Annotated in this window: 16 protein-coding genes; 15 read left to right on the top strand and 1 reads right to left on the bottom strand. The window is 63.7% G+C overall.

Going from position 1 to position 25,150, the window contains the following annotated elements; genetic code table 11:
* Window positions 1–731: 731 nt before the first annotated feature.
* Window positions 732–6,500: a VCBS domain-containing protein gene (locus IVA96_RS32450; protein ID WP_247421649.1), complete on the top strand. Its 5,769-nt coding sequence runs from the start codon at window positions 732–734 to the stop codon at window positions 6,498–6,500.
* Window positions 6,501–6,648: 148 nt separating this feature from the next.
* The gene (locus IVA96_RS32445; protein ID WP_247421647.1) at window positions 6,649–8,880 is read left to right on the top strand and encodes an adenylate/guanylate cyclase domain-containing protein; all 2,232 of its coding nucleotides are present in this window, start codon (window positions 6,649–6,651) and stop codon (window positions 8,878–8,880) included.
* A gap of 131 nt (window positions 8,881–9,011) precedes the next feature.
* Here the strand turns inward: IVA96_RS32445 and IVA96_RS32440 are convergent, their stop codons facing one another.
* A complete protein-coding gene (locus IVA96_RS32440; protein ID WP_247421645.1) occupies window positions 9,012–10,607 on the bottom strand; it encodes an ABC transporter substrate-binding protein in 1,596 nt (531 codons plus the stop codon).
* A 200-nt stretch (window positions 10,608–10,807) separates the two neighbouring features.
* Between IVA96_RS32440 and IVA96_RS32435 the strand changes: the two genes are divergently transcribed.
* The 13 genes from IVA96_RS32435 to IVA96_RS32375 all read left to right on the top strand — a co-directional run bounded on the left by IVA96_RS32435 (window position 10,808) and on the right by IVA96_RS32375 (window position 24,865).
* Window positions 10,808–12,466 (top strand): ABC transporter substrate-binding protein, encoded by a 1,659-nt coding sequence (locus IVA96_RS32435; protein WP_247421643.1) that lies wholly within the window; start codon window positions 10,808–10,810, stop codon window positions 12,464–12,466.
* A gap of 200 nt (window positions 12,467–12,666) precedes the next feature.
* On the top strand, window positions 12,667–13,620 hold the full coding sequence (locus IVA96_RS32430; RefSeq protein WP_247421641.1) for an ABC transporter permease: 954 nt from the start codon (window positions 12,667–12,669) through the stop codon (window positions 13,618–13,620).
* Window positions 13,621–13,624: 4 nt separating this feature from the next.
* Window positions 13,625–14,527 (top strand): ABC transporter permease, encoded by a 903-nt coding sequence (locus IVA96_RS32425; RefSeq protein ID WP_247281700.1) that lies wholly within the window; start codon window positions 13,625–13,627, stop codon window positions 14,525–14,527.
* 238 nt (window positions 14,528–14,765) lie between these two features.
* Window positions 14,766–15,824, top strand: coding sequence for an oligopeptide/dipeptide ABC transporter ATP-binding protein (locus IVA96_RS32420; RefSeq protein WP_247421640.1), 1,059 nt, complete (start codon window positions 14,766–14,768; stop codon window positions 15,822–15,824).
* Window positions 15,821–16,018 (top strand): hypothetical protein, encoded by a 198-nt coding sequence (locus tag IVA96_RS32415; protein ID WP_247281698.1) that lies wholly within the window; start codon window positions 15,821–15,823, stop codon window positions 16,016–16,018. Before IVA96_RS32420 ends, IVA96_RS32415 begins: the two co-directional genes overlap by 4 nt.
* The gene (locus tag IVA96_RS32410; RefSeq protein WP_247281697.1) at window positions 16,015–17,430 is read left to right on the top strand and encodes an amidase; all 1,416 of its coding nucleotides are present in this window, start codon (window positions 16,015–16,017) and stop codon (window positions 17,428–17,430) included. The genes IVA96_RS32415 and IVA96_RS32410 overlap by 4 nt, the downstream gene beginning before the upstream one ends.
* Window positions 17,427–18,401, top strand: coding sequence for an ABC transporter ATP-binding protein (locus IVA96_RS32405; protein WP_247281696.1), 975 nt, complete (start codon window positions 17,427–17,429; stop codon window positions 18,399–18,401). Before IVA96_RS32410 ends, IVA96_RS32405 begins: the two co-directional genes overlap by 4 nt.
* A gap of 110 nt (window positions 18,402–18,511) precedes the next feature.
* Complete coding sequence (locus IVA96_RS32400; RefSeq protein ID WP_247281695.1) at window positions 18,512–18,781, top strand: GlsB/YeaQ/YmgE family stress response membrane protein; 270 nt, start codon at window positions 18,512–18,514, stop codon at window positions 18,779–18,781.
* Window positions 18,782–19,030: 249 nt separating this feature from the next.
* Window positions 19,031–20,779: a type I secretion system permease/ATPase gene (locus tag IVA96_RS32395; RefSeq protein WP_247421637.1), complete on the top strand. Its 1,749-nt coding sequence runs from the start codon at window positions 19,031–19,033 to the stop codon at window positions 20,777–20,779.
* Complete coding sequence (locus IVA96_RS32390) at window positions 20,776–22,110, top strand: HlyD family type I secretion periplasmic adaptor subunit (protein WP_247281693.1); 1,335 nt, start codon at window positions 20,776–20,778, stop codon at window positions 22,108–22,110. Before IVA96_RS32395 ends, IVA96_RS32390 begins: the two co-directional genes overlap by 4 nt.
* An 80-nt stretch (window positions 22,111–22,190) precedes the next feature.
* Window positions 22,191–23,660, top strand: coding sequence for an AMP nucleosidase (locus IVA96_RS32385; protein ID WP_247281692.1), 1,470 nt, complete (start codon window positions 22,191–22,193; stop codon window positions 23,658–23,660).
* A gap of 148 nt (window positions 23,661–23,808) precedes the next feature.
* Window positions 23,809–24,420 (top strand): tetratricopeptide repeat protein, encoded by a 612-nt coding sequence (locus tag IVA96_RS32380; protein WP_247421633.1) that lies wholly within the window; start codon window positions 23,809–23,811, stop codon window positions 24,418–24,420.
* A gap of 169 nt (window positions 24,421–24,589) precedes the next feature.
* Window positions 24,590–24,865, top strand: coding sequence for a DUF1488 family protein (locus tag IVA96_RS32375; RefSeq protein ID WP_247281690.1), 276 nt, complete (start codon window positions 24,590–24,592; stop codon window positions 24,863–24,865).
* Window positions 24,866–25,150: the final 285 nt, after the last annotated feature.

The following is a 25,150-nucleotide window of genomic DNA, read 5'->3' as shown; positions in this document are numbered from 1 at the left end:
TGACATCCCCTTCCGGGCTTCGCGAGATCCCTCTCGATCTCGACGTGCCGGCTTTGTTGCTTTCGGGCAGATAGTGCGAGATGGGCCGTTTTGTTCTGCTTAACGCGCCCGGCAGGGGTCACAAAACCGGGGAACAGGCTGAAACGCGCCTGCTCATATTGCGTAAAATTTTACGCAGGCAAGGGGGACGCCACCCACGCGAGAATGGAACTAATTGCAGGTGCTGATCGTGCGCTCGTAATTTCACGCCCTATGCCTAACGACCCGCTATTTCACGCGTTCTGTTAACTGGATCACAGATTTGGTTCCATGTTTGCCCCAGTGTGCTGCCGGGTATTGGAATAGAAGATGACACAAGTATTCGTTGCCTACTCTATACTTTAGAATACGTGAGGATCGACGAAATTAGCTCCAACATGGGAAAATTATACTTCCAAATGTTTGCGGTATTGCCGCGCATCCTCCAGGAGACTTGGTTCAACGGGGGCCTGTGCGGCTCGGTGACGCCGAATCACACAAGCAATAGATGGTTTCGCTAAGGACTTGGTAATGCTATGCAAGCTTAGGCAGTCGATACTTACTTAGATTTTAACCCTTTTTACGGTGCCCGGTTGAATTACGCTGGCAAATTTGACGCCACGATCTCTTTGGACGGCCCGGGTTCCCGTTTACCCGCCGATGTCCATGTCGATTTCTCTGCCAAGCCCTTTGTCGCAAAGGCACATGGCAATGTGCCCGATGGCGCGTTCGTTGTTCCTGACCCTAGCCTGATCTTCAACGGCGAGTTCAAGCGCGCAGGTCTCGACCTCGTGCTGTCCCATGAGGGTCGCGAGTTCGTCGTTCACGATTATTTCAGGGGCGACAAGCGGGCAGCGATCGCCTCGCCGGACGGCGCCCATCTCACCGGCGACATCGTCAATACCCTCACGGGCCATGTACAATATGCGCAGGCTGCGCCCGGCACCGCAGCGGCCCAGGTCATCGGTCACGTCACAAAACTCTCCGGCAGCGCGTCCGCGATCCGTAACGGCGTGTCGGTCATCCTGAACAATGGCGACAATGTCGAGAAGGGCGACGTGGTCTCGACCGGCGCCGATTCGACACTCGGCATCACCTTCATCGACGGCACCGTGTTCGGCCTGTCCTCCAATGCGCGGATGGTGCTGAACGAGATGGTCTACGACCCCAACGGGTCGAGCAATTCCTCGCTGCTGAGCCTGGTCGCGGGCACCATCACCTTCGTCGCCGGCGAGACCGCTAAGCACGGTGACATGAAGGTCGACACGCCGGTCGCCACCATGGGCATCCGCGGCACTGCGGTGCTGACCCAGATCAACTTCGTCGTCCCTGCCGGTGGCGGCGATCCGCAGCCGCAGGCGAGCTTCCAGGTGCTGGTCGAGCCGAACGGCACCACGGGCTCGTACATTCTGTTCGACAAGATCACGCTGCTGCCGATCGCGACGGTCAACCAGGCCGGCCAGATGATCCAGATCAGCGGCGGCAACATCTCGATCACCAATGCGCTGATGTCGCCGGACGTGCAGAAGCTGATCACGGACGTGTTCACGCTGAAGTTCACCGATAACAACAGCAACACTAAGCTGACCACGAACTTCACCGACACGATCACGCAGACCAGCGACGGGATCTTGATCAAGACCCCGGCCGGCTACATCGTGACCGCGGTCTTCACGAACTTCAATCCGCAGGGACAGGAAGCCCCTAGCAACTCTACGCCCACGGCCACCCGTGTTCCCGGCCAGCCGCTGGTGCAAAGCCTCGATTCCAGCGGCAATGTGAAGACCGCGTTCGCGCTCACCGAGCGCGCGGACGCCACGGGCGACACAACGCATGCCGACACTGTCTCAGGCCGGATCACCTTCGTCGACCAAAACCTTGGCGACCGGCCGTCGGTGTCGGTGAGCCTCGCCGAGGCGCCGAACTACGTCTACAAGAACGCCGGCCAGCAGGACGTCACCGGCTCGCTCACCGCGCTCCAGAAGCAGGACATCGCGGCGACGCAGATCCAGATCAGTGTCGTCGCCGATGGCGGCAACACCAACAACGGCTCGGCGGTCTGGACCTACACGATCCCCGACAACGTCTTCGACTTCCTCGCGGCCGGTGAAACGCTGACGCTGACCTACATGGTTCGCGTCGATACCAATTTCGCAGTGAGCCCGGAGTCCAAGTTCATCCCGATCACCATCACGATCACGGGAACGAACGACAAGCCCACCGTGGCGACATCGGGTGGCACCGTCATCGAGAAGGTCGGGACCGGCAACCAGGCTCTGGACACCATCACGGGCACGGTCAGCTTCACCGACGTCGATCTGACGGACCGGCCGATCGTGAGCGCGGCGCTCTCGTCGACCCAGCCGTTCAAATATCTCGATGCCGAAGGCAACGATATCAGCGCGACGCTGACGGCGGAGCAGCGCGCCGCGATCGCCGCCGTCGAGGTGCCGCTGACCGTGGTGCAGGGCGCGGGAAACAGTAACAACGGTTCGGCCACCTGGACCTACAGCGCTCCCGACCATCTCTTCGATTTCCTCGCCGAAGGCGAAAAGCTGATCCTCAACTACGTGGTGCAGGTCGATGACGGGCACGGCGGTGTGGTCAGCACGCCGATCACCGTGTCCATCAACGGTGCGGACGTCAATGTCGAGGGCACAAACGACCTGCCGACGATCGTCGAAGACTCCACGATCCCAACCGGCGCGGTGATCGAGGACACGGCGGGGACGCTCGCGGCGAGCGGCACGATTACCTTCAACGACCCCGATCTCACGGACACGCACACCGCGAGTTTCGCGCTGAAGTCGACGACGTCGAGCTCGCATTTACCCGGCTTCAGCGACGGCACCTCGCATATCGGCACTTTCGCGCTTGCGGCGGTGAGCGAAAGTCCCGGCGTCAGCACGCGAGGGTCCGTGGGCTGGACCTTTACGCTCCACGATAACGATCCGGTGCTCCAGTCGCTGGCCGAAGGCCAGACCATCAAGCAGGTCTACACCGTTACGGTCGACGATCATCACGGCGGGACGGTCACCCAGGACGTCACGGTGACCATTACCGGGACCAACGATGCGCCGACCGTTACGAGCGATGCCGACGCGGCAAGGGGGAGCGTCACCGAGGATGCCAGCACGACGCTGTCAACCTGCGGCACGCTGGCGATCAAAGATCTCGATCTGATCGACACTCACACCGCGACGGCGGTGTTCAGGTCGTCGACGTCGAGCGCGCAATTGCCAGGCTTCGACGACAACACGCCTCTCGGGACCTTCACGATCGATCCGTCGGTGGCCGAATCCAGCAGCGACACCGATAACGGTGCCACGCTGGGCTGGCATTTCGTGCTCAACGACAACGACCCGGTGCTCCAGTCGCTGGCCAAAGGGCAGACCATCACTCAAGTCTATACCGTCACTTTCACCGACGATCACGGTGCACAGGTTTCTCAGGACGTTACGGTCACCATCACCGGCACCAATGACGCGCCGACGATGACCAGCAGTGCCGCGGACGCCGCCGGAGCTGTGACCGAGGATACTTGCGCGACGCTGTCGATCGACGGCACGCTCGCGATCCAGGATCTCGACCTGATCGACGTTCACACCGCGCAGACCGTGTTGAAGTCGTCAACGTCGAGCGTTCATCTGCCGGGCTTCGACGACGGTACGCCACTCGGGACCTTCACGATCGATTCCGCGCTCGCGGAGTTCAACACCGACACCGATAATGGCGCGACGCTGGGCTGGCACTTCAGCCTCGACAACAACGATGCGGTGCTCCAGTCGCTGGCGCAGGGCCAGACCATCACCCAGGTCTACACCGTCACCTTCACCGACGATCACGGCGCGCAAGTCTCGCAGGACGTGACCGTCACGATCAACGGCGGCAATGACGCACCGACAATCACCAGCGATGCCGCCGCGGCAACGGGCGCGGTCACCGAGGATGAGGGCTCGTCGCTGTCGGCATGCGGCACGCTGGCAATCCAGGACGTCGACCTGATCGACACCCATACGGCACAGTGGTCGTTCAAATCGTCGTCCGTCAGCTCGGCTCTGGCGGGCTTCGGGACCGGTTCGCATATCGGCACTTTCTCGATCGATTCGTCGGTGGCTGAATCCGGTAGCGACGCCAGCAACGCTGCGACGCTGGGCTGGCACTTCACCTTGGACAACAGCGATCCCGTGCTGCAGTCGCTGGCGGAGGGACAGACCGTCACCCAGGTCTACACCGTCACGTTCGACGATCATCACGGCGGCACCGTCAGCCAGGACGTCACCGTCACGATTACCGGCACCAACGATGCGCCGGCCGTTTCCTATGTGACGTCGGACTACATGAATTTCGACGGCGAGACGATCGCGGTTGGCGACGTGCCGACGGTCGCCACTGATGACGTCACGCTGGACGGTTGGGTGAATTGGAGCGGGGCCGCCGATCCCGGCGACGGCCAGATCCTGTTCTACAACGGTAACACCTCGACCACCGGTTTCGGTCTCCTCGGTACGGTCAACGCCGATGGTACCCTGGAGCTGCAGATTCTCGCAGGCGGCGTCGATATCGAAGATACCGGCGTGGCGCTCACGGCGTCGCAGTGGCACAACATCGCGCTGACCCGCGACAACGGCACCTTCACGCTCTATCTGGACGGAAAGCTCGAATATTCGCAGTCATGGGCGTTCAATCCGATCGACGGCAGCCCGTCGAATCCGTCGGCGTCCTACATGATGATCGGTGCGGCTAGTCATGAATGGGGGCCCGGCTATAAGGGGGAGGGCTTCACCGGCTCGATCGCCGATGTCAGCGTCTGGACCACCGCGCTCACGCAGACGCAGATCCAGTCGATCGATTTCACCGGCCTCACCGGCAACGAGGCGAATCTTGCCGCGTATTATCAGCTCGGCGACGGCAACGGGACCACGGCCGCCAATACGGTCAACTCCGCCCACAGCCTCGCGATCGAGGGTACTGCGGACTGGGCCAGCGGGACCTCCGGGCCGGGCGGCGCCGTTGCCGGTCTGATGGAAACCAATGCCGGCCAGCTCTCGCATGGCGTGCTGACGGTCTCCGAGGTCGACGCGAGCGACCACGTCACGGTGTCGGTCAGCCAGGTGCAGGTCTCTCTCGATGGCGTGCCGCAAACCGGCTGCGTCGGCGGGCTGTCGCATGCAGATCTTTTGAACTATCTCACCGTGCCGTCCGGCGACATCCTCGATGGCACGGCCACCTATGCCCAGTTCTCCTGGTGTTTTAATTCGGGCAGCCAGGCCTTCAACTTTCTCGCCGCCGGCCAGACGCTGTCGCTGCAATACACGATCGTTCCGTCGGATGCCGAGGGCGCTGGCACAGGCGCAATCGTCACTGTCAACATTGCCGGCAGCAACGATGCGCCGACGCTGTCCGATCTTCACATCGGCCCGCTCACGGACACCGCCGAGGACGACACCTTCTCCAACCTCACCGGGCAACTGGCCGGCACCGACTCCGATAGCGGCGAGACGGCGACGCTGACCTTTGCCGTCCTGAACGCGGATCACCATGCCACGACGACGGTTGCGGGACTGTACGGTTCGCTCACGGTCAACCCGGACGGCAGCTACAGCTACGTTCCCAATGCAGGGGCCATCAACGCGCTGTCGGACGGGTCCTATGCGGATATTTTCATGGTCCAGACCACGGACGCGCATGGTGCCACCGGCACGGCAACGCTCACGGTAGACGTGACCGGCGCCGACGACGCCAGCGGCCCGGTCATCGACACCACGAGCTTCTACGTTTGGCACGACGACGAGAGCAACACCGACTTCATCACCGGTCTCTCGTTCATCGACACCGATGCCGACGCTGCGACGGATGAGTTCCAGATCACGACCGTAACTGCACATGATCCGGACAGCAGTGTCGCCCCGGGGGCGGCGTGCGGCTCTCTCGATGACATCAACTTGGCCCTCGCGGATGGGGTCATTGATGATCCGGGCCAAACGCCGCCGGACAACGATCAGATCACGCTGACGCTGAAGGACAAAACCACCGGCCTGTTCGATACCGTCCAGTTCATCTTCAACGAGGCGGGGGATACCAGCCAGGGCATCACCCTGGAGGGCACCGGCGGCAAGGACGTCATCTTCGCGACCGACACCGGCGACACGCTGATCGGAGGGGCCGGCAAGGATCAGTTCGTGTTCTCGCCGGGTTCGATTGGTTATGGCCCCGAAAACTCCAATACGGATTTCACGCACACCATCATCGATTTCACGAGCGGGCTGGACAAGATCGACCTGCGGCAGTTCTCGGACGTCAACTCCGTCGGCAATCTCACTATCGTCCAGCAGCAGGGCTCCGGCGACTCGCTGGTCAACTGGCATCAGCAGTTCACGCAGCCTGAGGGCGCGCCGGTCACGGAGAACGAGTCGCTGCTGCTGAAGAACGTGATCGCGGCAAATCTCAAGGCCGGCGATTTCATCTTCCACATGACCTGATCGCCGCCCGGGAGCTCCCGCCAGCCGGCTCGCGGCCTGGCCGCGTCAAAAAATCCATGATCCTCGGCCGCCAGGGCATAGTAAATCGCGCGCGGACGCTTCATGATCAGTGCGCACGGCAGGAGGCGGGACAGGAAGCCCGACCGGCATGAAACGTCTAAAAATCCTGCGGCGGTGGTTTGCGCGCAAGTTCGGCTTTGCGCGGCTGATGTGCCTCGCGCTGCTGGTCCTGTTTGCCGGCGCTCGTCTCTGGGATCCGCCGCCGATTGAGGAATTGCGGCTGCGCACGTTCGATATGTTCCAGCTGATCGATCCGCGCCACAAGACGGCGCGGCCTGTTACCATCGTCGACATCGACGACAAGAGCCTCGCCAAGCTCGGGCAATGGCCGTGGCCGCGCACGCGAATTGCCGATTTGATCCAGAACCTCACCAGTAATGGCGCGGTGGCGATCGGCTTCGACGTGGTGTTCTCGGAGGCCGATCGGCTCAATCCGGATCTGGTCGCGAACCAGATGCGCTATCTCGACGACGCCACCCGTGCCAAGCTTCGCGAGCTGCCGACCAACGACCAGATCCTCGCTGAGGCGATCAAGGGCTCCCGCGTCGTGCTGGGCGAGACCGGGCAGCCGGCGATCTCCTCCGAACTCGACAAGTCCCTGCCCTTCACCGGCGTCGCCACGGTCGGCGAAGAGGGCGCCGAGCGCTTCCTGTTCGAATTCCCCGGCCTCTTGCGCAACGTGCCGGCCATCGAAAAGATCGCCGCCGGCCGCGGCCTGTTCACGATCAAGACCGAGCGAGACGGCCTGATCCGCCGCGTGCCGATGGTGATGCGCGCCCAGGGCAACATCATGCCTTCGCTCAGCCTTGAGATTCTGCGCGTCGCCACGGGCACGCCGACGCTGCTGATCCGGACCGACAAGACCGGCATCAGGGCCGTGCGCCTCAAGGGCCTCGAGATCCCGACCGACAAGAACGGTCAGCTCTGGGTACATTATGCGCGGCAGGATCCCTCGATCTACGTCTCGGCGGCCGACGTGCTCGACAACACCGCGCCGCCCGCCAAGCTCGCCGGCAAGCTGGTGCTGGTCGGCACTTCCGCGGTCGGGCTCAACGACATCAAGACCACGCCGGTGTCCTCGACCATGCCGGGGGTCGAGATCCATGCCCAGGTGCTCGAGAGCGTGCTGAGCGGCGCCGTGGTCTCCCAGCCGAACTATGCGCTCGGGGTTGAGCTGATAGCGGCGCTAATCATCGGCCTCCTGGTCATCATCTTCGCGCCGAATCTCGGACCGGTGCGCCTGGTGCTCGTGGGCGCGACCTTCGCCGCCATTCTGGTCGGCGTGTCCTGGTTCTTCTACGCGAAGTACCGCTACCTCATCGATTTTACCTATCCCCTGCTGTCGACCACGGCGATCTATCTGACGCTGATTTTTGCCAGTTTCGTGCGCGAGCAGCGGCAGCGCGTGCAGATCCGCGGACAATTCGCGCAATACATGTCGCCGGTTCTGGTCGAGCAACTCGTACAGTCGCCGGAGAAGCTCGTGCTCGGCGGCGAGGAGCGCGAGATGACGATCATGTTCTCCGACGTGCGCGGCTTCACCACCATCTCGGAGAGCTACAAGCACGACCCGCAGGGGCTGATCGCGCTGATGAACCGTTTTCTGACGCCGCTGACCGACGTCATCATCGAGCGCAAGGGCTACATCGACAAATACATGGGCGACGCCATCATGGCGTTCTGGAACGCGCCGCTCGACGATGCCGAGCACGAGGTCAACGCCTGCGAGGCCGCGATCCAGATGCTGGAGCAGATCGACGCGGTCAACAAGGAGCGCGAGCAGGAAGCCGCCGACGGCGGCCACGTCTACATTCCGCTCAATGTCGGAATCGGCCTCAACACCGGCATCGGCGTGGTCGGCAACATGGGCTCCGATCTGAAGAAGAACTACTCCGTGCTCGGCGACAGCGTGAACCTCGCCTCGCGCCTTGAGGGGCAGACCAAGGCATACGGCTTCCCGATCATCGTCGGCTCAAGGACGGCGCTCGCGGCCAAGGACAAGTTCGCGATCCTCGAGCTCGACTTCATCATGGTCAAGGGCAAGACCGAGCCGGAGGTGATCTATGCCATCGCCGGCCGTGAGGACGTGATGCATTCGGGCGCTTTCCAGCGCCTGCGCAACATCACCATCGAAATGCTCGGCTGCTATCGCAATCGCGACTGGCAGGGCGCACTGGACGCGATCGAGCGCGGGCGCAAGAGCGAAGACGCCGACACGCTGGAGAAGCTGTTCAGGCTCTATGAAGCGCGGATCAGGGATTTCCAGCTCACGCCGCCACCGGAAGGGTGGACCGGGGCTTATGCGCTGCTGACGAAGTAGTAGCTCGCGTCACCGCTCCCGTAGGGTGGGCAAGGGCGCGAAGCGCCGTGCCCAGCACCTCTCCTTGGGTCCGCTTGAAGAGGTGGGCACGCTCGCTTTGTCCACCCTACGACAGCGGGGCTTGTCGCGCCTCACTCCACCCCGATCGTCGTCAAATCCTGGAACCAGTGCTGCGCCTGCACGAACTGCTTGATCTTCGGCGAGAGCGCGTGCGGATTGGTGTCGTGGACCACCCAGACCAGCGTGGCATCGTTCACGATCAGCGCATGCGCCTGCGCCAGCAGAGCGTCCTGTTTGGCGGAATCGAACGTCTGCTTGGCCTTGTCGATCAGTGCATCGACCTCAGGGTTCTTGTAGCCACCCCAGTTGACGCCGACCGGCGCGATCTGCCCGGAATGGAAGAAGCGGACGATGGCGTAGAGCGGGTCGGAGGTGACATAGGCGATGTTGTTGGCGGTGATGCCGGCGTTCATCTCGTCGGCCGCGCCTTTGCGCCAGTGTGTATATAACGTCTCGAGCTCGACCACCTTGAAGTCGATCTCGATGCCGATCTCCTTGAAGCTCTGCTGCAGGAATTCATTCATCGGCAGCGACAGCATCTGGCCGGTGCCGCCCTGCGCAATGATGAAGGTGGTCTTCAGTGGCTTCGCCTTGGAGTAGCCGGCCTCTTCGACCAGCTTCTTGGCCGCGGCGAGATCATATCTCAGCTCGAAGCTCGGCTTGCCGAACCACGGGCTGGAGGGATCAACCTGACCCTTGGCAGGTTTTGCCAAGCCGTTCATCAGGGCGACCACCCCCTCGCGATCGATCGCGAGGTTCAGTGCTTTGCGCAGGCGGATGTCGGTCCAGGGCGAGCCCGGCAGCACGCTCAGATGATAGTTCCAGACATGCGGCGTGACGTTGTCGACGAGCTTCATGCCGGCCGCTTTCAGCTGCGGCACGGCGTCTGGCGCCGGCGTCTCGATCAAATCTACTTGGCCGGCAAGCAGAGCGTTGGTGCGCGTCAGCGCCTCCGGCATCGGCACCAGCACGATCTTATCGGCCTTCGGAATGCGCTTCTTGTTCCAATAGTCCGAGTTCTTGGTGAGCTCGGCGAGCTCGCGCGGCACCAGTTTTGTCAATTTGAACGGACCGGTCCCGGAGGGTTGGCTTGCGAACCTGTCCCAGTCCTTTCCGAGCTTTTCGTATTGCGCCGGGCTCGATACCAGGAACCACAGCATCTGGTAGGGAAAGAAGGAGTCGATCGTCTTGGTGGTGATCTCCACCGCGAAGTCGTCGATTTTGGCGTAGCTCGCGACCGAGGGAAGGCGGGTCTTCACCTGCGCGCTCTGCCGCTTGTCGAATTGCGGCGCCTTGTCGTTGAGCACTTTGTCCAGATTCCAGATTACTGCATCGGCATTGAACTCGCTGCCGTCGTGAAACGTCACGCCTTTGCGCAAAGTAAAGCGCCATTTGGTCTTGTCGGTATCATCGACCTTCCATTCGGTGGCGAGCCCCGGCACCAGCCTGCCGGGGCGGTCGGCGACGTCCATCTCCCAGGCCACCAAGGGATCGTAGATCGTGTAGGCGGTGAACTGATAAGCACCGGCGCCGCGATCGGGCTGACCCGTCGTCAGCGGAATGTCCGCCATCGAGATGCCATAGCGCACCACCGTTTCGGCGCGCGCCGCCATCGCGGACAACGCTAGCGCAAGCACGGCGAGACAGGTCGACAATCGAATACGCATTGGCCCAAAGCTCCCAGGAGACGTCGGGGCCGAACTTGCAATCTTGATGCCAGAATAGGCAATGCCACGCGTTCACCCTCGCGCGACCCACAAGGACTTGTCGTCGCAGTGACAAATGGCAGAATAAGTTTCTCTCTGGCATAGCCATTGCATACGATTGCATCAAAAATAGTCATCCAAGCCGGAAAAGGATTGAGGCGATGCTTATCAAGAAGACCACACGCGCGGCATTGATCGCGGTGCTCGCTCTAACGACCGCCGCCGCATGGCCGCGCATGGCCAGTGCCGAAACCGTGCTGCGCATTGGCATGACCGCCGCCGATATTCCGCGCACCCTGGGCCAGCCTGACCAGGGTTTTGAAGGCAATCGCTTCACCGGCCTTACCATGTATGACGGGCTCACCGGCTGGGACCTGTCCTCGGCCGACAAGGCGAGCGTGGTAATCCCCGGCCTTGCCATCGAGTGGAAAGTCGACGATGCCGACAAGACCAAGTGGGTGTTCAAGCTGCGCCCCGGCGTCACCTTCCATGACGGCTCGCCGTTCAATGCGGACGCCGTGGTGTGGAACGTCGAGAAGGTCTTGAAGCAGGACGCGCCGCAATTCGACGCCAGCCAGGTCGGCGTTACGGCTTCGCGCATGCCGACGCTGGCGTCGGCGAAGAAGATCGACGACATGACGGTCGAACTCACCACCAAGGAACCCGACAGCTTCCTGCCGATCAACCTCACCAACCTGTTCATGGCGAGTCCGACGAAGTGGCAGGCCTTCTACGACAAGGCGGAAGGCCCTGACGCCAAGGCGAAGTCGCAAGCCGCCTGGACGGCGTTTGCCAGGGACGCCTCGGGCACCGGCCCGTGGAAGATGGCGAGCTTCACGCCGCGCGAGCGGCTCGAGCTGGTCAAGAACGCGAACTATTGGGACAAGGCGCGCGTGCCGAAGATCGACAAGATGGTGCTGTTGCCGATGCCCGAAGCCAATGCGCGCACCGCCGCGCTGCTCTCCGGCCAGGTCGATTGGGTCGAGGCTCCGGCGCCGGATGCGCTGCCCGAGCTCAAGCAGCGCGGCTTCAAGCTCTACGCCAACGAGCAGCCGCATGTCTGGCCCTGGCAGTTCTCGCGCGTCGAGGGCTCGCCCTGGAACGACATCCGCGTGCGCAAGGCCGCGAACCTCTGCGTCGATCGCGAGGGCCTCAGGGACGGCTTGCTTGCCGGCCTGATGGTGCCGGCGACTGGCACCTTCGAGCCCGGCCATCCCTGGCGCGGCAAACCGAGCTTCGAGATCAAGTATGACAAGGCGGCTGCGCAAAAGCTGATGCAGGAGGCCGGCTTCGGCCCGAACAAGAAGCTGACGGTGAAGACCCAGACATCAGCCTCCGGCTCGGGCCAGATGCAGCCGCTGCCGATGAACGAATATCTCCAGCAGGCGCTGGCCGAATGCTATTTCGACGTGCAGCTCGACGTCATCGAATGGAACACGCTGTTCACCAACTGGCGCCGCGGCGCCAAGGACGCTAGCGCCAACGGCGCGAACGCGACCAACGTCACCTATGCGGCGATGGACCCGTTCTTCGCGCTGGTGCGCTTCCTGCAATCGGGCATGGCGCCGCCGGTGTCGAACAATTGGGGCTTCATCAACAACCCCAAATTCGACGAGCTGGTGAAGAAGGCACGCCAGACCTTCGATCCTGCCGCGCGCGACGCCGCGCTCGCCGAGCTGCACGCAGCCTCCGTCGACGACGCCGCCTTCCTCTACGTCGCCCACGACGTCGGCCCGCGCGCCATGAGCCCGAAGGTGACAGGCGTCGTGCAGCCGAAGAGCTGGTTCATCGACTTCTCGCCGGTGTCGATCGCGCAGTAGTGCTCGCGACTTGCTCGGTGCACCCTCTCCCCTTCTGGGGAGAGGGTGTCTCGCCGCGCAGCGGCGAGACGGGTGAGGGGTTCTCTCCGCGGGAGCCTCTCTTGCATTCGGAATGATTGTACTCGCGGATAAAACCCCTCATCCGGCGCGCTGCGCGCGCCACCTTCTCCCGCAAGGGAAGAAGAAAGAAAGAACTCAACGTGCTCGCCTACATCGCCAGACGCATCGTCTATGTCGTCCCGATCGTCATCAGCGTGGCGCTGGTGTGCTTTCTGCTCGTGCACATCACGCCTGGCGATCCCCTGGTCGCCGTGCTGCCAGCCGATGCCTCGCAGGAGCTCGCAGCGCAGCTGCGCGCCGCCTATGGCTTCGACCGACCGTTACCGGTGCAGTTCGGGCTTTGGCTGCTGCGTGCGCTCCACGGCGATCTCGGCAATTCCATCGCCACCGGGCGTCCCGTGCTGGCCGAGGTCATGCGCGCGGTCGGCAACACCGTCACGCTAGCGATTGCCGCGGCCATCATCGGCTTCACCATGGGCATCCTGCTCGGCTTGATCGCCGGCTATTTTCGCGAGAGCTGGATCGACAAAGTCGCGACCTCCTTTGCGATCGCCGGTGTCTCGGTGCCGCATTACTGGCTCGGCATGCTGCTCGTCATCATCTTCTCGGTGCAGTTGAATTGGCTGCCCGCGATCGGCGCCGGGCCCAACGGCTCCAACTCGTGGGCCTGGGATTGGGCGCACCTGAAATATCTCGTGCTGCCTGCGATCACGACCTCGGTGATCCCGATGGGCATCGTCACCCGCACCGTGCGTGCGCTCACCGGCGACATTCTCAGCCAGGATTTTGTCGAAGCATTGCGCGCCAAAGGTCTGCGTGAAACCGGCGTATTCCGCCACGTCATCAAGAATGCAGCGCCGACCGCGCTCGCGGTGATGGGGCTTCAGCTCGGCTACATGCTGGGCGGCTCGATCCTGATCGAGACCGTGTTCTCCTGGCCGGGCTCCGGTTTCCTGCTCAACTCCGCGATCTTCCAGCGCGATCTGCCGCTGCTGCAAGGTACGATCCTGATCCTGGCGCTGTTTTTCGTGTTCCTCAATCTGCTGGTCGACATCGCGCAAGCCGCGATCGACCCACGCATCAAGCGGGGCTAGCGGGATGAGCGAGCTTCCGTTGTCCGCCACCAGTGACGCCGCACTTCAGGCCGCACCCGTGACCAAGGCGCGCGGCTATTGGGCGACTGTCGGACGCCGCATCATGCGCGACAAGGTCAGCATGGCCTGCGCGCTGGTGCTGCTGCTGATCTTCCTGTCGGCGATCCTCGCGCCATGGCTGGGTCTCGCAGATCCCTACAAGGGCTCGATGATCCGCCGCCTCCGCCACATCGGAACGACAGGCTATCCGCTCGGCACCGACGAGCTCGGGCGCGACATGCTGGCGCGGTTGATTTATGGCGGGCGGCTGTCGTTGGTCATCGGCATTTTGCCCGTGATCCTCGCCTTCTGCATCGGCACCTCGCTCGGCCTCGTCGCCGGCTATGTCGGCGGCAGGCTCAACACCGCGATCATGCGCACGGTCGACGTGTTCTATGCCTTCCCCTCCGTGCTGCTCGCCATCGCCATCTCCGGCGCGCTGGGGGCGGGCATCCTCAATTCCATCGTGTCGTTGACCGTCGTGTTCGTGCCGCAGATCACCCGCGTCGCCGAAAGCGTCACCACCGGCGTGCGCAACATGGATTTCGTCGAGGCCGCACGCGCGTCCGGCGCCGGCGCCTTCACCATCATGCGCGTGCACATCCTTGGCAATGTGCTCGGCGCGATCTTCGTCTATGCCACCAGCCTGATCTCGGTCTCGATGATCTTGGCGGCAGGTCTGTCCTTCCTCGGCCTCGGCACCAAGCCGCCGGAGCCGGAATGGGGCCTGATGTTGAACACCTTGCGCACGGCGATCTACGTCAATCCCTGGGTCGCAGCGCTCCCGGGCGCGATGATCTTCGCGGTCTCGATTTGCTTCAATCTGCTCTCGGACGGCCTGCGCAGCGCCATGGACATCAGGAACTAACGATGATGAGAGAGACGCAGACTTTCGCGGCGTTGATGGTGCCACACCTCTCCCGTAGGGAGAGACATAGGCCGCCTTCTGGGGCCGTTCTTAAGAACCCCGAAGCGAAGGTTCAGCTATGTTGTATCGTCAGACACAATCCGGGTGAGGGGCTCCGCTCTATCGAGTTTGCCGCGCCCCCTCACCTACGCCTTCGGCGCGACCTCTCCCCGATGGCGAGAGGTGGGAGCGTGCGGCAATGACGACGGATCAGCCAATCGAAATGCTTGAACCGGTCGAGGACCGCGGCGGCGTCGCGCAGCCGCTGCTTCAGGTCAATGGCCTGACAAAACACTTCCCCGTGCGCGGCGGCCTGTTCGCCACCAAGCGCACCGTGCGTGCCGTCGACAACGTCTCCTTCGCCGTCGCTAAGGGCGAGACCGTCGGCATCGTCGGGGAGTCCGGCTGCGGCAAATCGACCACCGCGCGCCTCTTGATGCATCTGATGCCGCGCGACACCGGCGACATCATCTATGATGGCATGATCGTCGGTCAGTCGCTGAGCTTGCGCGAGCTTCGCCGCGGCATGCAGATGGTTTTCCAGGATTCCTACGCCTCACTTAATCCGCGGCTGACGATCGAGGAATCCATTGCCTTCGGCCCCAAGGTCCACGGCATGGCCGATAACGCAGCGCGCACGCTGGCGCGCGAGTTGCTCGGTAAGGTTGGCCTGCGCCCCGAAAACTTCGCCAGCCGTTATCCGCACGAAATCTCCGGCGGCCAACGCCAGCGCGTCAACATCGCGCGCGCCCTGGCGCTGTCGCCGCGACTGGTGATCCTGGACGAAGCCGTCTCCGCGCTCGACAAGTCCGTCGAGGCGCAGGTGCTCAATCTGCTGGCCGATCTCAAGCGCGAGTTCGGCCTGACCTATCTGTTCATCAGCCACGACCTCAATGTCGTTCGCTACATCAGCGACCGTGTGCTGGTGATGTATCTCGGGGAAGTCGTCGAGCTCGGCCCGGTCGACCAGGTCTGGGACCAGCCGGCGCATCCCTATACGCGCGCGCTGCTGGCGGCGATGCCGTCTTCCGACCCTGATAGCCGCACCGAGACGCCGCCAATCACGGGCGATCCGCCCAATCCGATCGACCCGCCCTCGGGCTGCCGCTTCCACACCCGATGTCCGTTTGCGGAGCCGCTCTGCGCAAATGCGACGCCAAAGCTCACTGCGCTCGATAATATGGGCCACGAGGCTGCGTGCTACATGGCGATCCCAGATTCAGGCCATAGCAGCGCGCCGAGGGAGAAGACCGCATGACGAGACCGACACCGAAAGAGATCAAGCCGATCGCACGGATCGCCGGCGTTCCCGTGGATGACGAGATCGCAACCCGCATCTCCAACTCCATCGGGCCTGCCTTCGAGGGCTTTGCGGCCATTGCCGGCACACTGCCGTTCGATCTCGAGCCCGCCGGGCATGTGCTCGCGCAGACGCAGAAGGTGTCGAAATGAGCACCGATCCTGCCTTGATGACGCTCACCGAGGTCGCGCGTGCGATCGCGATGAAGCAGGTCTCCTCGCATGAGGTCACACGCGCGTTGCTGCAACGCATCGCGCAGTGGCAGCCGCATCTCAATGCCTTCATGTCCATCGAGGCGGAAGCCGCGCTGAAGGCGGCCGAGGCCGCCGACGCCGAGCTCGCCAAGAATAACGTTCGTGGTCCGCTGCACGGCGTGCCGCTCGCGCACAAGGACATGTATTACGACGCCGGCAAGGTTTCGACCTGCGGCTCGCTGATCCGCCGCGACTTCGTTCCGACCGTGACCTCCACCGCCTTGCAGCGGCTGAAGGATGCGGGCCAGGTCCGGCTGGGCACGCTGCACCTCGCCGAATTCGCCTACGGCCCGACCGGGCACAACGCCCATTACGGCCCGGTGCGCAATCCCTGGAACGTGGCCCACATCACCGGCGGGTCCTCATCCGGTTCCGGTTCGGCGGTTGCTGCGCGTTTGACTTATGCGGCGCTCGGCTCGGACACCGGCGGCTCGATCCGCATGCCCGCGCATTTCTGCGGCGTCACAGGCCTCAAGACCACCGTCGGGCGCGTCAGCCGTGCCGGTGCGATGCCGCTGTCGCAATCGCTCGACACGGTCGGTCCGCTCGCCCGCACCGCCGAGGATTGCGCGCTGCTGCTGGCCCTGCTCGCCGGTGCGGACCCCTTGGATTCGACCTGTAGCCACGAGCCGTTGTCGGATTACGTGGCTGCGACCAAGGGCTCTCTGAAGGGTCTGAAATTAGGGGTACCCGCGTCCTTCTATGTCGACGATCTCGACAGCGAGGTCGCGCGCGTGCTGGACGAGACTATTGCCGTGCTCAAACGCGAGGGCGCCGACATCGTCACGGTCGAGCTGCCGGACCAGCGGCAACTGTCCTCGGCGAGCCAGCTCGTGCTTGCGGCCGAAGCCGCCGCGTTCCACAAGCGCTGGATGATCGAGCGTCCGCAAGATTACGGCGCGCAGGTCCTGATGCGGCTTCAGAACGGGCTCGCGGTTCCCGCCATCACTTATCTCGAGGCGATGCGCTGGCGCGGCCCAGCACTTGCTGCCCACAACGCGGCCACCGCGGCCGTCGACGCGGTGATCGCGCCGGCATCCCCTGTGCCGGCGCCGACAATCGAGGAGAGCGACGTCGGCGGCGGCCCGAACGCGCCGGCGCTGTTGCAGCGGCTGACGTTGTTCACCCGCCCGGTGAACTTCCTCGGCCTGCCGTCGCTCACGGTGCCGTCCGGCTTCAGCAAAAGCGGCCTGCCGATCGGCATGCAGCTGATCGGCCGCTCGTTCGATGAGGCCACCTTGCTCACCATCGGCGCCGCGTTCCAGCGCGTCACCGACTATCACGATCGATTGCCGAAACTTCCGTCATGACAAAACTCGTCGAGATCTCACGCCTCAACATCCGCTTCACCGGGGAGCGCACGGTCTATGCCGTGAACGATCTCAGCCTCTCGCTCGGAAACAGTGAGGTGCTGGGCCTGCTCGGCGAATCCGGCTCGGGCAAGAGCGTGACATTGCGTGCGCTGATGCGGCTGTTGCCGAAGAAGCGCACGCAGATTGCGGGCACGGTCAACGTGATGGGCCGCGACGTGCTCGCCATGAACGACGAAGAGCTTTCGTCCTTCCGCGGCCAGACCGTCTCGATGATCTTCCAGGAGCCCGCGCTCGCGCTCGATCCGGTCTACACCATTGGCGCGCAGATCGCCGAAAGCGTCGTGCGCCATGAAGGCAAGAGCTTTGCGGAAGGGCGGGCGCGAGCGCTCGAAATGCTCGAGGTCGTGCGCATCCCCTCGGCCAAGCGGCGGCTGGATGCCTATCCGCATGAGATGTCCGGCGGCATGCGCCAGCGCGCGATGATCGCGCTGGCGCTCGCCTGCCGGCCGAAGATTCTGCTCGCGGACGAGCCGACCACTGCGCTCGATGCCACCGTGCAGATCCAGATACTCTTGCTGCTGCGCGAGCTGCAGCGCGAGTTCGGCATGTCCGTCATCTTCGTCACCCACGACATCGGCGTGGCCATCGAGATCTGCGATCGCGTCGCGGTGATGTATGCCGGCCAGATCGTGGAGCAGGGGAGCCTGCGTGACATCGTCCGCTCGCCGGTGCATCCCTACGCCAAGGGCCTGCTCGCCTCCACCATCCACGGCGCCAAGCGCGGGCAGCGGCTCGAAACCATCCCCGGCACGCCGCCGTCGCTGGCGGAAAAACCCCACAATTGCTCCTTCGCCTCGCGCTGCAAGCTAGCCGAGCCGCGCTGCCTGGAGCAGTTGCCTGCGAATGTGGAGGTCGCGCCGGGCCGGGCGGCCAGATGCGTGCTGGCGGAGCCGGTGGTCGCGTCGTAGGCGGTAGCATTCATCTCGCAGCGTCTACCGTCGGGCGCGGCGAACACCCATTCAGACGCCATTCATCCGGCTTCGGTTCCATAGGCCATTCACGGAGAGGGACGTAACCGATGCACATTTCCAACGAAGGGCTGCTCGTCATCCTGTTCGTCGGCCTGGTTGCTGGCTGGCTTGCCGGCAAGGTGGTGCGCGGGACCGGATTCGGCATTATCGGCGACATCGTGGTCGGCATCGCCGGCGCCCTGATCGCAAGCTTCCTGTTTCCAAAGCTCGGTATTCGTCTCGGCACCGGGCTCGTGTCCGAGATCGTCTATTCCGCCATCGGCGCGGTCATTCTGCTTCTCGTGGTGCGACTGGTGCGCGGCGGGGGCCGGTTTTAGCCCGGCGTTCGCCGATTGGAACTTTCAGCCTTTTCCGGGAAGAGCCTGAAAGCCTGCAAGAAAAAGCCGCAAGCCTGTGAAATTCCGGACTTGCGCGGAAGGCTGCCAGGGGTAGATGTGGCTCATCGGGCCCGGATTAGGTCGACTGCGTTGGACGCGCGGAAAACGCGTTGTTAATCCGGGTCAAGTACCCTCAATTCGCCTTTGAAATCAGGGGGCTTTGCCCCTCACCCGAAAGAGATCAGACTGATGGCAGCCATCCCTGGCGTCCGCCGTTCAGAGCTCGGTGACGCCTTGCGAGCTTGTCGCTCGGCGTTCGTCGGCGTCGGCTTGATGAGCTGCATGATCAACCTGCTCTATCTGACCGGATCGATCTTCATGCTGGAGGTCTACGACCGGGTGCTGCCGAGCCGCAGCATTCCGACCCTGGTCGGCCTCATCATCCTCGCCAGCTTCCTCTACATGGCGCAGGGCGTGCTCGACATGATCCGCAACCGGATCTTGGGGCGGATCGGAACCGCGCTGGACGAGGCCCTCAACAAGCGCGTGTTCGACACCATCGTGCGCCTGCCGCTCATCGTCGGCAGCCGCAACGAGGGCCTGCAGCCGCTGCGCGACCTCGATAACGTCCGCTCCTTCCTCGGCGGCATGGGGCCAAGCGCATTTTTCGACCTGCCCTGGCTGCCGCTCTATCTCGCCATCTGCTTCGCCTTCCACGTCCTGATCGGCGTCACCGCGCTTGCCGGTGCCATCATCTTGGTGGGACTGACGCTCGTCACCGAGTTCATGTCCCGCCAGCCGGCGCGCGAAGCGATGGGGCTTGCCGCCCAGCGCAACGATCTCGCCCAGGCCAGCCGCCGCAATGCCGAAGTCATGGTGTCGATGGGCATGGCCGGCCGGATGAACCAGCGCTGGAGCGAGGCCAACGAAAAATATCTCGCCGGCAATCAGCGGGCGAGCGACGTCGCCGGCGGCCTCGGCGCGGTCGCAAAGGTGCTGCGCATGATGCTGCAATCGGCCGTGCTCGCGGTCGGCGCCTATCTCGTGATCCATCAGGAGGCGACGGCCGGCATCATCATCGCCGGCTCGATCCTCTCCGCCCGCGCGCTGGCGCCGGTCGATCTTGCGATTGCGCACTGGAAATCCTTCGTCGCGGCCCGCCAGAGCTGGCAGCGTCTCACGCGGCTCCTCGAACAGATGCCGGCGCAGGCGATGCCGACCCAATTGCAGGCGCCCACCAGCCGGCTCTCGGTCGAAGGCGTCGCCATGGTGGCTCCCGGCGACCAGCGCCTCATCGTGCAGGACGTCACCTTCGCGCTCGCCGCCGGCAACGGCCTCGGCGTGATCGGGCCAAGCGGCTCCGGCAAGTCGTCGCTGATCCGCGCGCTGGTCGGCGTCTGGCAGCCGGTGCGCGGCAAGGTGCGTCTCGACGGCGCCGCGCTCGACCAATGGTCCTCCGACACGCTCGGTCGCCACATCGGCTATTTGCCGCAGGACGTCGAATTGTTCGGCGGCACCATCGCGCAGAACATCAGCCGGTTCGATCCCGAGGCCACCTCCGACGCGATCATCGCCGCGGCCAAGGAGGCCGGCGTGCACGAGATGATCATCAAGATGCGCGAGGGCTACAACACGCAGGTCGGCGAGCAGGGCGCCGCGCTGTCCGCAGGTCAGGCGCAGCGTGTGGCGCTGGCGCGCGCGCTCTACAGCAATCCGTTCCTGGTCGTGCTCGACGAGCCCAACTCAAACTTGGACACCGAAGGCGACGAGGCGCTGACCCGCGCCATCCGCTCGGCGCGCGAGCGCGGCGCCATTGTCGTCGTGGTGGCGCACCGCCCGATCGGCGTCGAGGCGGTCGACCAGATCCTGGTGCTGCGCGACGGCCGCATGCAGGCCTTCGGCCCGAAGGAGCAGGTCCTGGCCCAGGTGCTGCAGCCGCGCGTATCGCCGCCGGCGCCGATCAAGATCGTCAGCGAAGGTGGAGTGCCAAAGTCATGAGCACGTTGGCGATCGGCGGCACGAAGCCTGCCGCGAAAAAGACCGTGCGCGATTCGATCAAGTTCCACCTGATGCTCGGCCTCGCCATCGTGATGGTCCTCGTCGTCGGCCTCGGCGGTTGGGCTTCAACAGTGCTGATCTCGGGCGCGCTGATCGCGCCAGGGCAGATCGTAGTCGAGTCCAATGTCAAAAAGGTGCAGCATCCGACCGGTGGCGTGGTCGGCGAGGTGCGCGCCCGCGATGGCGACGTGGTCAAGGCCGGCGATATCGTGGTGCGGCTCGACGACACCGTCACCAAGGCCAACCTCGCCATCGTCACCAAAAATCTCGATGCGGCGCAAGCGCGCGCGGCGCGACTGCAGGCCGAGCAGCGCGGTCTCGACAAGATCGAATTCCCGCAAGCCCTCCTCGAGCGCGCCAACGATCCCGACGTCAGGGTGCTGCTCTCCGCCGAAACCAAGCTGTTCGACGTCCGTGTCAACGGCCGCACCGGGCAGAAGGCCCAGCTGCGCGAACGCATCACGCAGCTCAACGAGGAAATTTCCGGCCTCAGTGCGCAGGAGAAGGCCAAGGACCAGGAGATCGCGCTGGTGCAGAACGAACTCACCGGCGTGCGCGAGCTCTATGACAAGCGCCTGGTGCAGATCTCGCGCCTGACCCAGCTCGAACGCGACTCGGCGCGCCTCAACGGCGAGCGCGCGCAGTACATCGCTTCGCGCGCCCAGGCCAAGGGCAAGATCACGGAGACCGAGCTCCAGATCATCCAGATCGACAAGGACGTGGTCAGCGAGGTCTCCAAGGACCTGCGCGAGACCAACGACAAGATCGGCGAGCTGATCGAGCGCAAGGTCGCCGCCGAAGACCAGCTCCGCCGCATCGACATCCGCGCGCCGCAGGACGGCATGGTGCTGCAATCGACGGTGCACACCGTCGGCGGCGTCGTCACCGCCGGCGATGCCCTGATGCTGATCGTGCCGCAAGCCGACGACCTCCAGGTCGAGGCCAAGGTCAACCCGGTCGACATCGACAAGCTCCAGATCGGCCAGAAGACGCTGTTGCGCCTGTCCGCCTTCAACCAGCGCACCACGCCTGAGCTCAATGGCGTCGTTAGCCGCGTATCACCCGACGTCACCAGCGACCAGCGCACCGGCCAGAGCTATTACACCATCCGCGTCTCGATGCCGGCGCAAGAGATCGCCCGTCTCGGCGACGTCAAGATGATCCCGGGCATGCCCGTGGAAGCCTTCGTCCAGACCGGCGACCGCACCATGCTGTCATATCTGATGAAGCCGCTGCACGACCAGCTGATGCGGGCGTTCCGGGAGAAGTGACGCCCGAAAGCGCGTCATCTCCACGACTTGGCTGTCACTTTGTTATACTGCGATTGCAAACAGCAACCCAGCGGTCGACCATGCAATCTCCACCCCCCATCGCCACCGAATCCTTCTCTGACGCTGACCTTGCCGTCGCCCGTCTCGAAGAGATCTACGAGCGCAACACGAAATTCCTGCGCGACCGGTTCGAGGCCTATGTTGGCGGCGAAGCGGTCACGACGCGGGTCCGGGCCTATTATCCCTTCGTCCGCGTCACCACCGCGACGCATGCGCGGCTGGATTCGCGCCTGTCCTACGGTTTCGTCGCCGGCCCCGGCGTGCACGAGACCAGCGTGACGCGGCCGGATCTGTTCCGTGCCTATCTCACCGAGCAGATCGGACTGCTGGTCCAGAACCACGGTGTTCCCGTCGAGATCGGGGAATCCGCCGAGCCGATCCCGATCCACTTCGCCTATCGCCGCGACATCAACATCGAAGCCGCCATCACCACCGGCGAGAACTCGGCCATCACGCGATCGCTGCGCGATGCGTTCGACGTGCCTGATCTTGCCACGATGGACGATTCGATCGCCGACGGTACCTTCGAGCTCCAGCCCGGCGCGCCCGAGCCGCTATCCCTGTTCCGCGCTGCGCGCGTCGATTACTCGCTGCGACGGCTCTATCACTACACCGGCACGGATCCCGAATACTTCCAGAACTTCGTCATCTTCACCAATTACCAATTCTATGTCGATGCCTTCGCGCAGCTCTGCCAGCAGCGGCTTCAGTCCGGCGAGGCCGGCCTCGAAGCCTTTGTCGCGCCGGGCAACGTCATCACGCGCAATGCTGGCTCGATCAGCGGCACGCCGCCATTGCGCGTGCCGCAGATGCCGGCCTTCCATCTGGTCGCGCCCGGCTATCGCGGCATCAGCCTGATCAATATCGGCACGGGACCATCCAATGCGCGCAATGTCACCGATCATGTCGCCGTGTTGCGCCCGCATGCCTGGCTAATGCTCGGCCATTGCGCAGGCCTGCGCAACACGCAGCGGCTTGGCGACTACGTGCTCGCGCATGGTTATGTGCGCGAGGATCATGTGCTCGATCGTGAGCTACCGCTGTGGGTGCCGATCCCGGCGCTGGCCGAGATGCAGGTTGCGCTCGAGGAGGCGGTCGAGGACGTCACCGGGCTGGAAGGCTTCGAGCTCAAGCGGCTGATGCGCACCGGCACCGTCGCGAGCGTCGACAACCGCAACTGGGAGATTTCCGGGCCGGCGGTGATCCGCCGCCTGTCGCAATCACGTGCGGTCGCGCTCGACATGGAATCGGCCGCGATCGCCGCCAACGGCTACCGCTTCCGCGTCCCCTACGGCACACTGCTCTGCGTCTCCGACAAGCCGCTGCACGGCGAGATCAAGCTAGCGGGCATGGCCAGCGAGTTCTATCGCCGTCGCGTCGGCCAGCATCTCGAGATCGGCCTGAAGGCCCTGGAGCGGCTCAAGCAGCAGGAATCGGAGCGGCTGCATTCGCGAAAGCTGAGGAGTTTCGCCGAGGTCGCGTTTCAGTAGCGCGTCCCTCCCGCTTGCCGGCAGGATCTGGCAGCAAGACTGTCGCACGCCCGACGCTGGCGTCTCAGTGAGAGCGCAATCATCCCGGAATATCGCCGCCATGACAGGGTTATCACGTCATCCGGGGCCGCAGAAGCAGGAGACAGGAATGATCACAGCGATGATCAGAATCGTCGTGCTGGGAACGGTCGCAGCGGCGCTGTTCGCTTCGCCGGTATTGGCCGCGGGCGGCGGAGGAGGCGGTGGAGGTGGTGGCATCAGCTCCATGGACCCCTATGCGGGCGCCTATTCGGATCAGAAAGCGCAGCCCACCTACCCGAAACGCTCCAAGCCAAGGGCAACCCAGAAAGGCAAGAAGCCGAACAACCAGTCCAGCATCGGGGATCCCGCATTCGCGGCCAGCTACCGCGCGGCCTATGACACGATCTACGAGCGCAACGATTATGCGGTCGCGATCGAGCAATTGAAGGCGCTCGGCCACGACGATCATCCGACCGTCGCCAATCTCATCGGTTACTCATATCGCAAGCTCGGCGACTACAAGCAGTCGCAGATTTGGTACGAGCGCGCGCTGAAGGCCGATCCGAATCACGTGCTGACCTGGCAGTATTTTGGGCTTTGGCAGCTCGAGCAGGGCAACCGCGAGCAGGCAATGTTTCACCTGGACCGCATCGCTGCGATCTGCGGGCGTGATTGCGAGGAGTACAAGTCCCTGGCGACTGCGCTGGAGAAACCCACAGGCGCGGCCCTCGTTTACTGAGAACGCAGGCGGGTCAGGCCCGCCGCTGTACGAAGCGCAGTCCGCTCGGCGTAATCCACTATCGCGACAATAGGTGGGTTACGCCTTGGGCTAACCCACCCCTAGACATGGTGACAAGCAAAGAAATTTTCAGCATTGTCCGGCGCGGGGGTTCGACCGGGACGACTTGATGCCACTCATGCGCGACAAGATCATTGGCCATGATCTCGAACGGCTGGCCTTTCGCTTCACCATGCTGAACGATGGCGATGTGGTGCAGTGCCAGATCAGCGACGCCGCGATGGACGAGCTCGCGGGCATGCAGGGCACCGAAAGCAGCGCGCGCCAGGCGCAATTCCTGTCGCTGCGCGAGACCATCGAGCGGATCGCGTCAGACCTCTACGACGAAGCGCCACGGGTGAAGGGGCACGTGGTGCGGATCTTCACGCGGCATTTGGCGAGGTGAGATCCATTGAACCACGAGCGCTAGCCCCTCGCCGTCGTTTTTCGAGGCTCTGTTTGCGATGGCAGGGCGATCGCAACACTCCTCCCCTGCGGCCATCCTTCGAGACGCCCGCCTTCGGCGGGCCCTCAGGATGAGGGCGGAGTGTGCGGCAAAAGTTTCAACGAGCGCCAACGTGGCCTCATCCTGAGAGCCTGACCGAAAAAGGGTGAGCGGTTTTGGCCGGCTTGTGATTCCTTCGGATTTGCAAAGATTCGAGGGAGGACACCATGCCGTGGACCAAAACCG

Origin of the sequence: Bradyrhizobium sp. 159 (assembly GCF_023073795.1) — a bacterium.
Taxonomy (GTDB): Bacteria; Pseudomonadota; Alphaproteobacteria; order Rhizobiales; family Xanthobacteraceae; genus Bradyrhizobium.
Note: the sequence above shows the minus strand (reverse complement) of the source record. Positions and strands in the feature narration are given on the sequence as shown.

Coding starts and splice junctions, on each gene's coding strand:
- IVA96_RS32380 (WP_247421633.1), top strand. CDS start 23,809: ATGATCACAGCGATGATCAGAATCGTCGTGCTGGGAACGGTCGCAGCG.
- IVA96_RS32405 (WP_247281696.1), top strand. CDS start 17,427: ATGACAAAACTCGTCGAGATCTCACGCCTCAACATCCGCTTCACCGGG.
- IVA96_RS32425 (WP_247281700.1), top strand. CDS start 13,625: ATGAGCGAGCTTCCGTTGTCCGCCACCAGTGACGCCGCACTTCAGGCC.
- IVA96_RS32385 (WP_247281692.1), top strand. CDS start 22,191: ATGCAATCTCCACCCCCCATCGCCACCGAATCCTTCTCTGACGCTGAC.
- IVA96_RS32390 (WP_247281693.1), top strand. CDS start 20,776: ATGAGCACGTTGGCGATCGGCGGCACGAAGCCTGCCGCGAAAAAGACC.
- IVA96_RS32395 (WP_247421637.1), top strand. CDS start 19,031: ATGGCAGCCATCCCTGGCGTCCGCCGTTCAGAGCTCGGTGACGCCTTG.
- IVA96_RS32445 (WP_247421647.1), top strand. CDS start 6,649: ATGAAACGTCTAAAAATCCTGCGGCGGTGGTTTGCGCGCAAGTTCGGC.
- IVA96_RS32400 (WP_247281695.1), top strand. CDS start 18,512: ATGCACATTTCCAACGAAGGGCTGCTCGTCATCCTGTTCGTCGGCCTG.
- IVA96_RS32435 (WP_247421643.1), top strand. CDS start 10,808: ATGCTTATCAAGAAGACCACACGCGCGGCATTGATCGCGGTGCTCGCT.
- IVA96_RS32375 (WP_247281690.1), top strand. CDS start 24,590: ATGCCACTCATGCGCGACAAGATCATTGGCCATGATCTCGAACGGCTG.
- IVA96_RS32440 (WP_247421645.1), bottom strand. CDS start 10,607: ATGCGTATTCGATTGTCGACCTGTCTCGCCGTGCTTGCGCTAGCGTTG.
- IVA96_RS32415 (WP_247281698.1), top strand. CDS start 15,821: ATGACGAGACCGACACCGAAAGAGATCAAGCCGATCGCACGGATCGCC.
- IVA96_RS32420 (WP_247421640.1), top strand. CDS start 14,766: ATGACGACGGATCAGCCAATCGAAATGCTTGAACCGGTCGAGGACCGC.
- IVA96_RS32410 (WP_247281697.1), top strand. CDS start 16,015: ATGAGCACCGATCCTGCCTTGATGACGCTCACCGAGGTCGCGCGTGCG.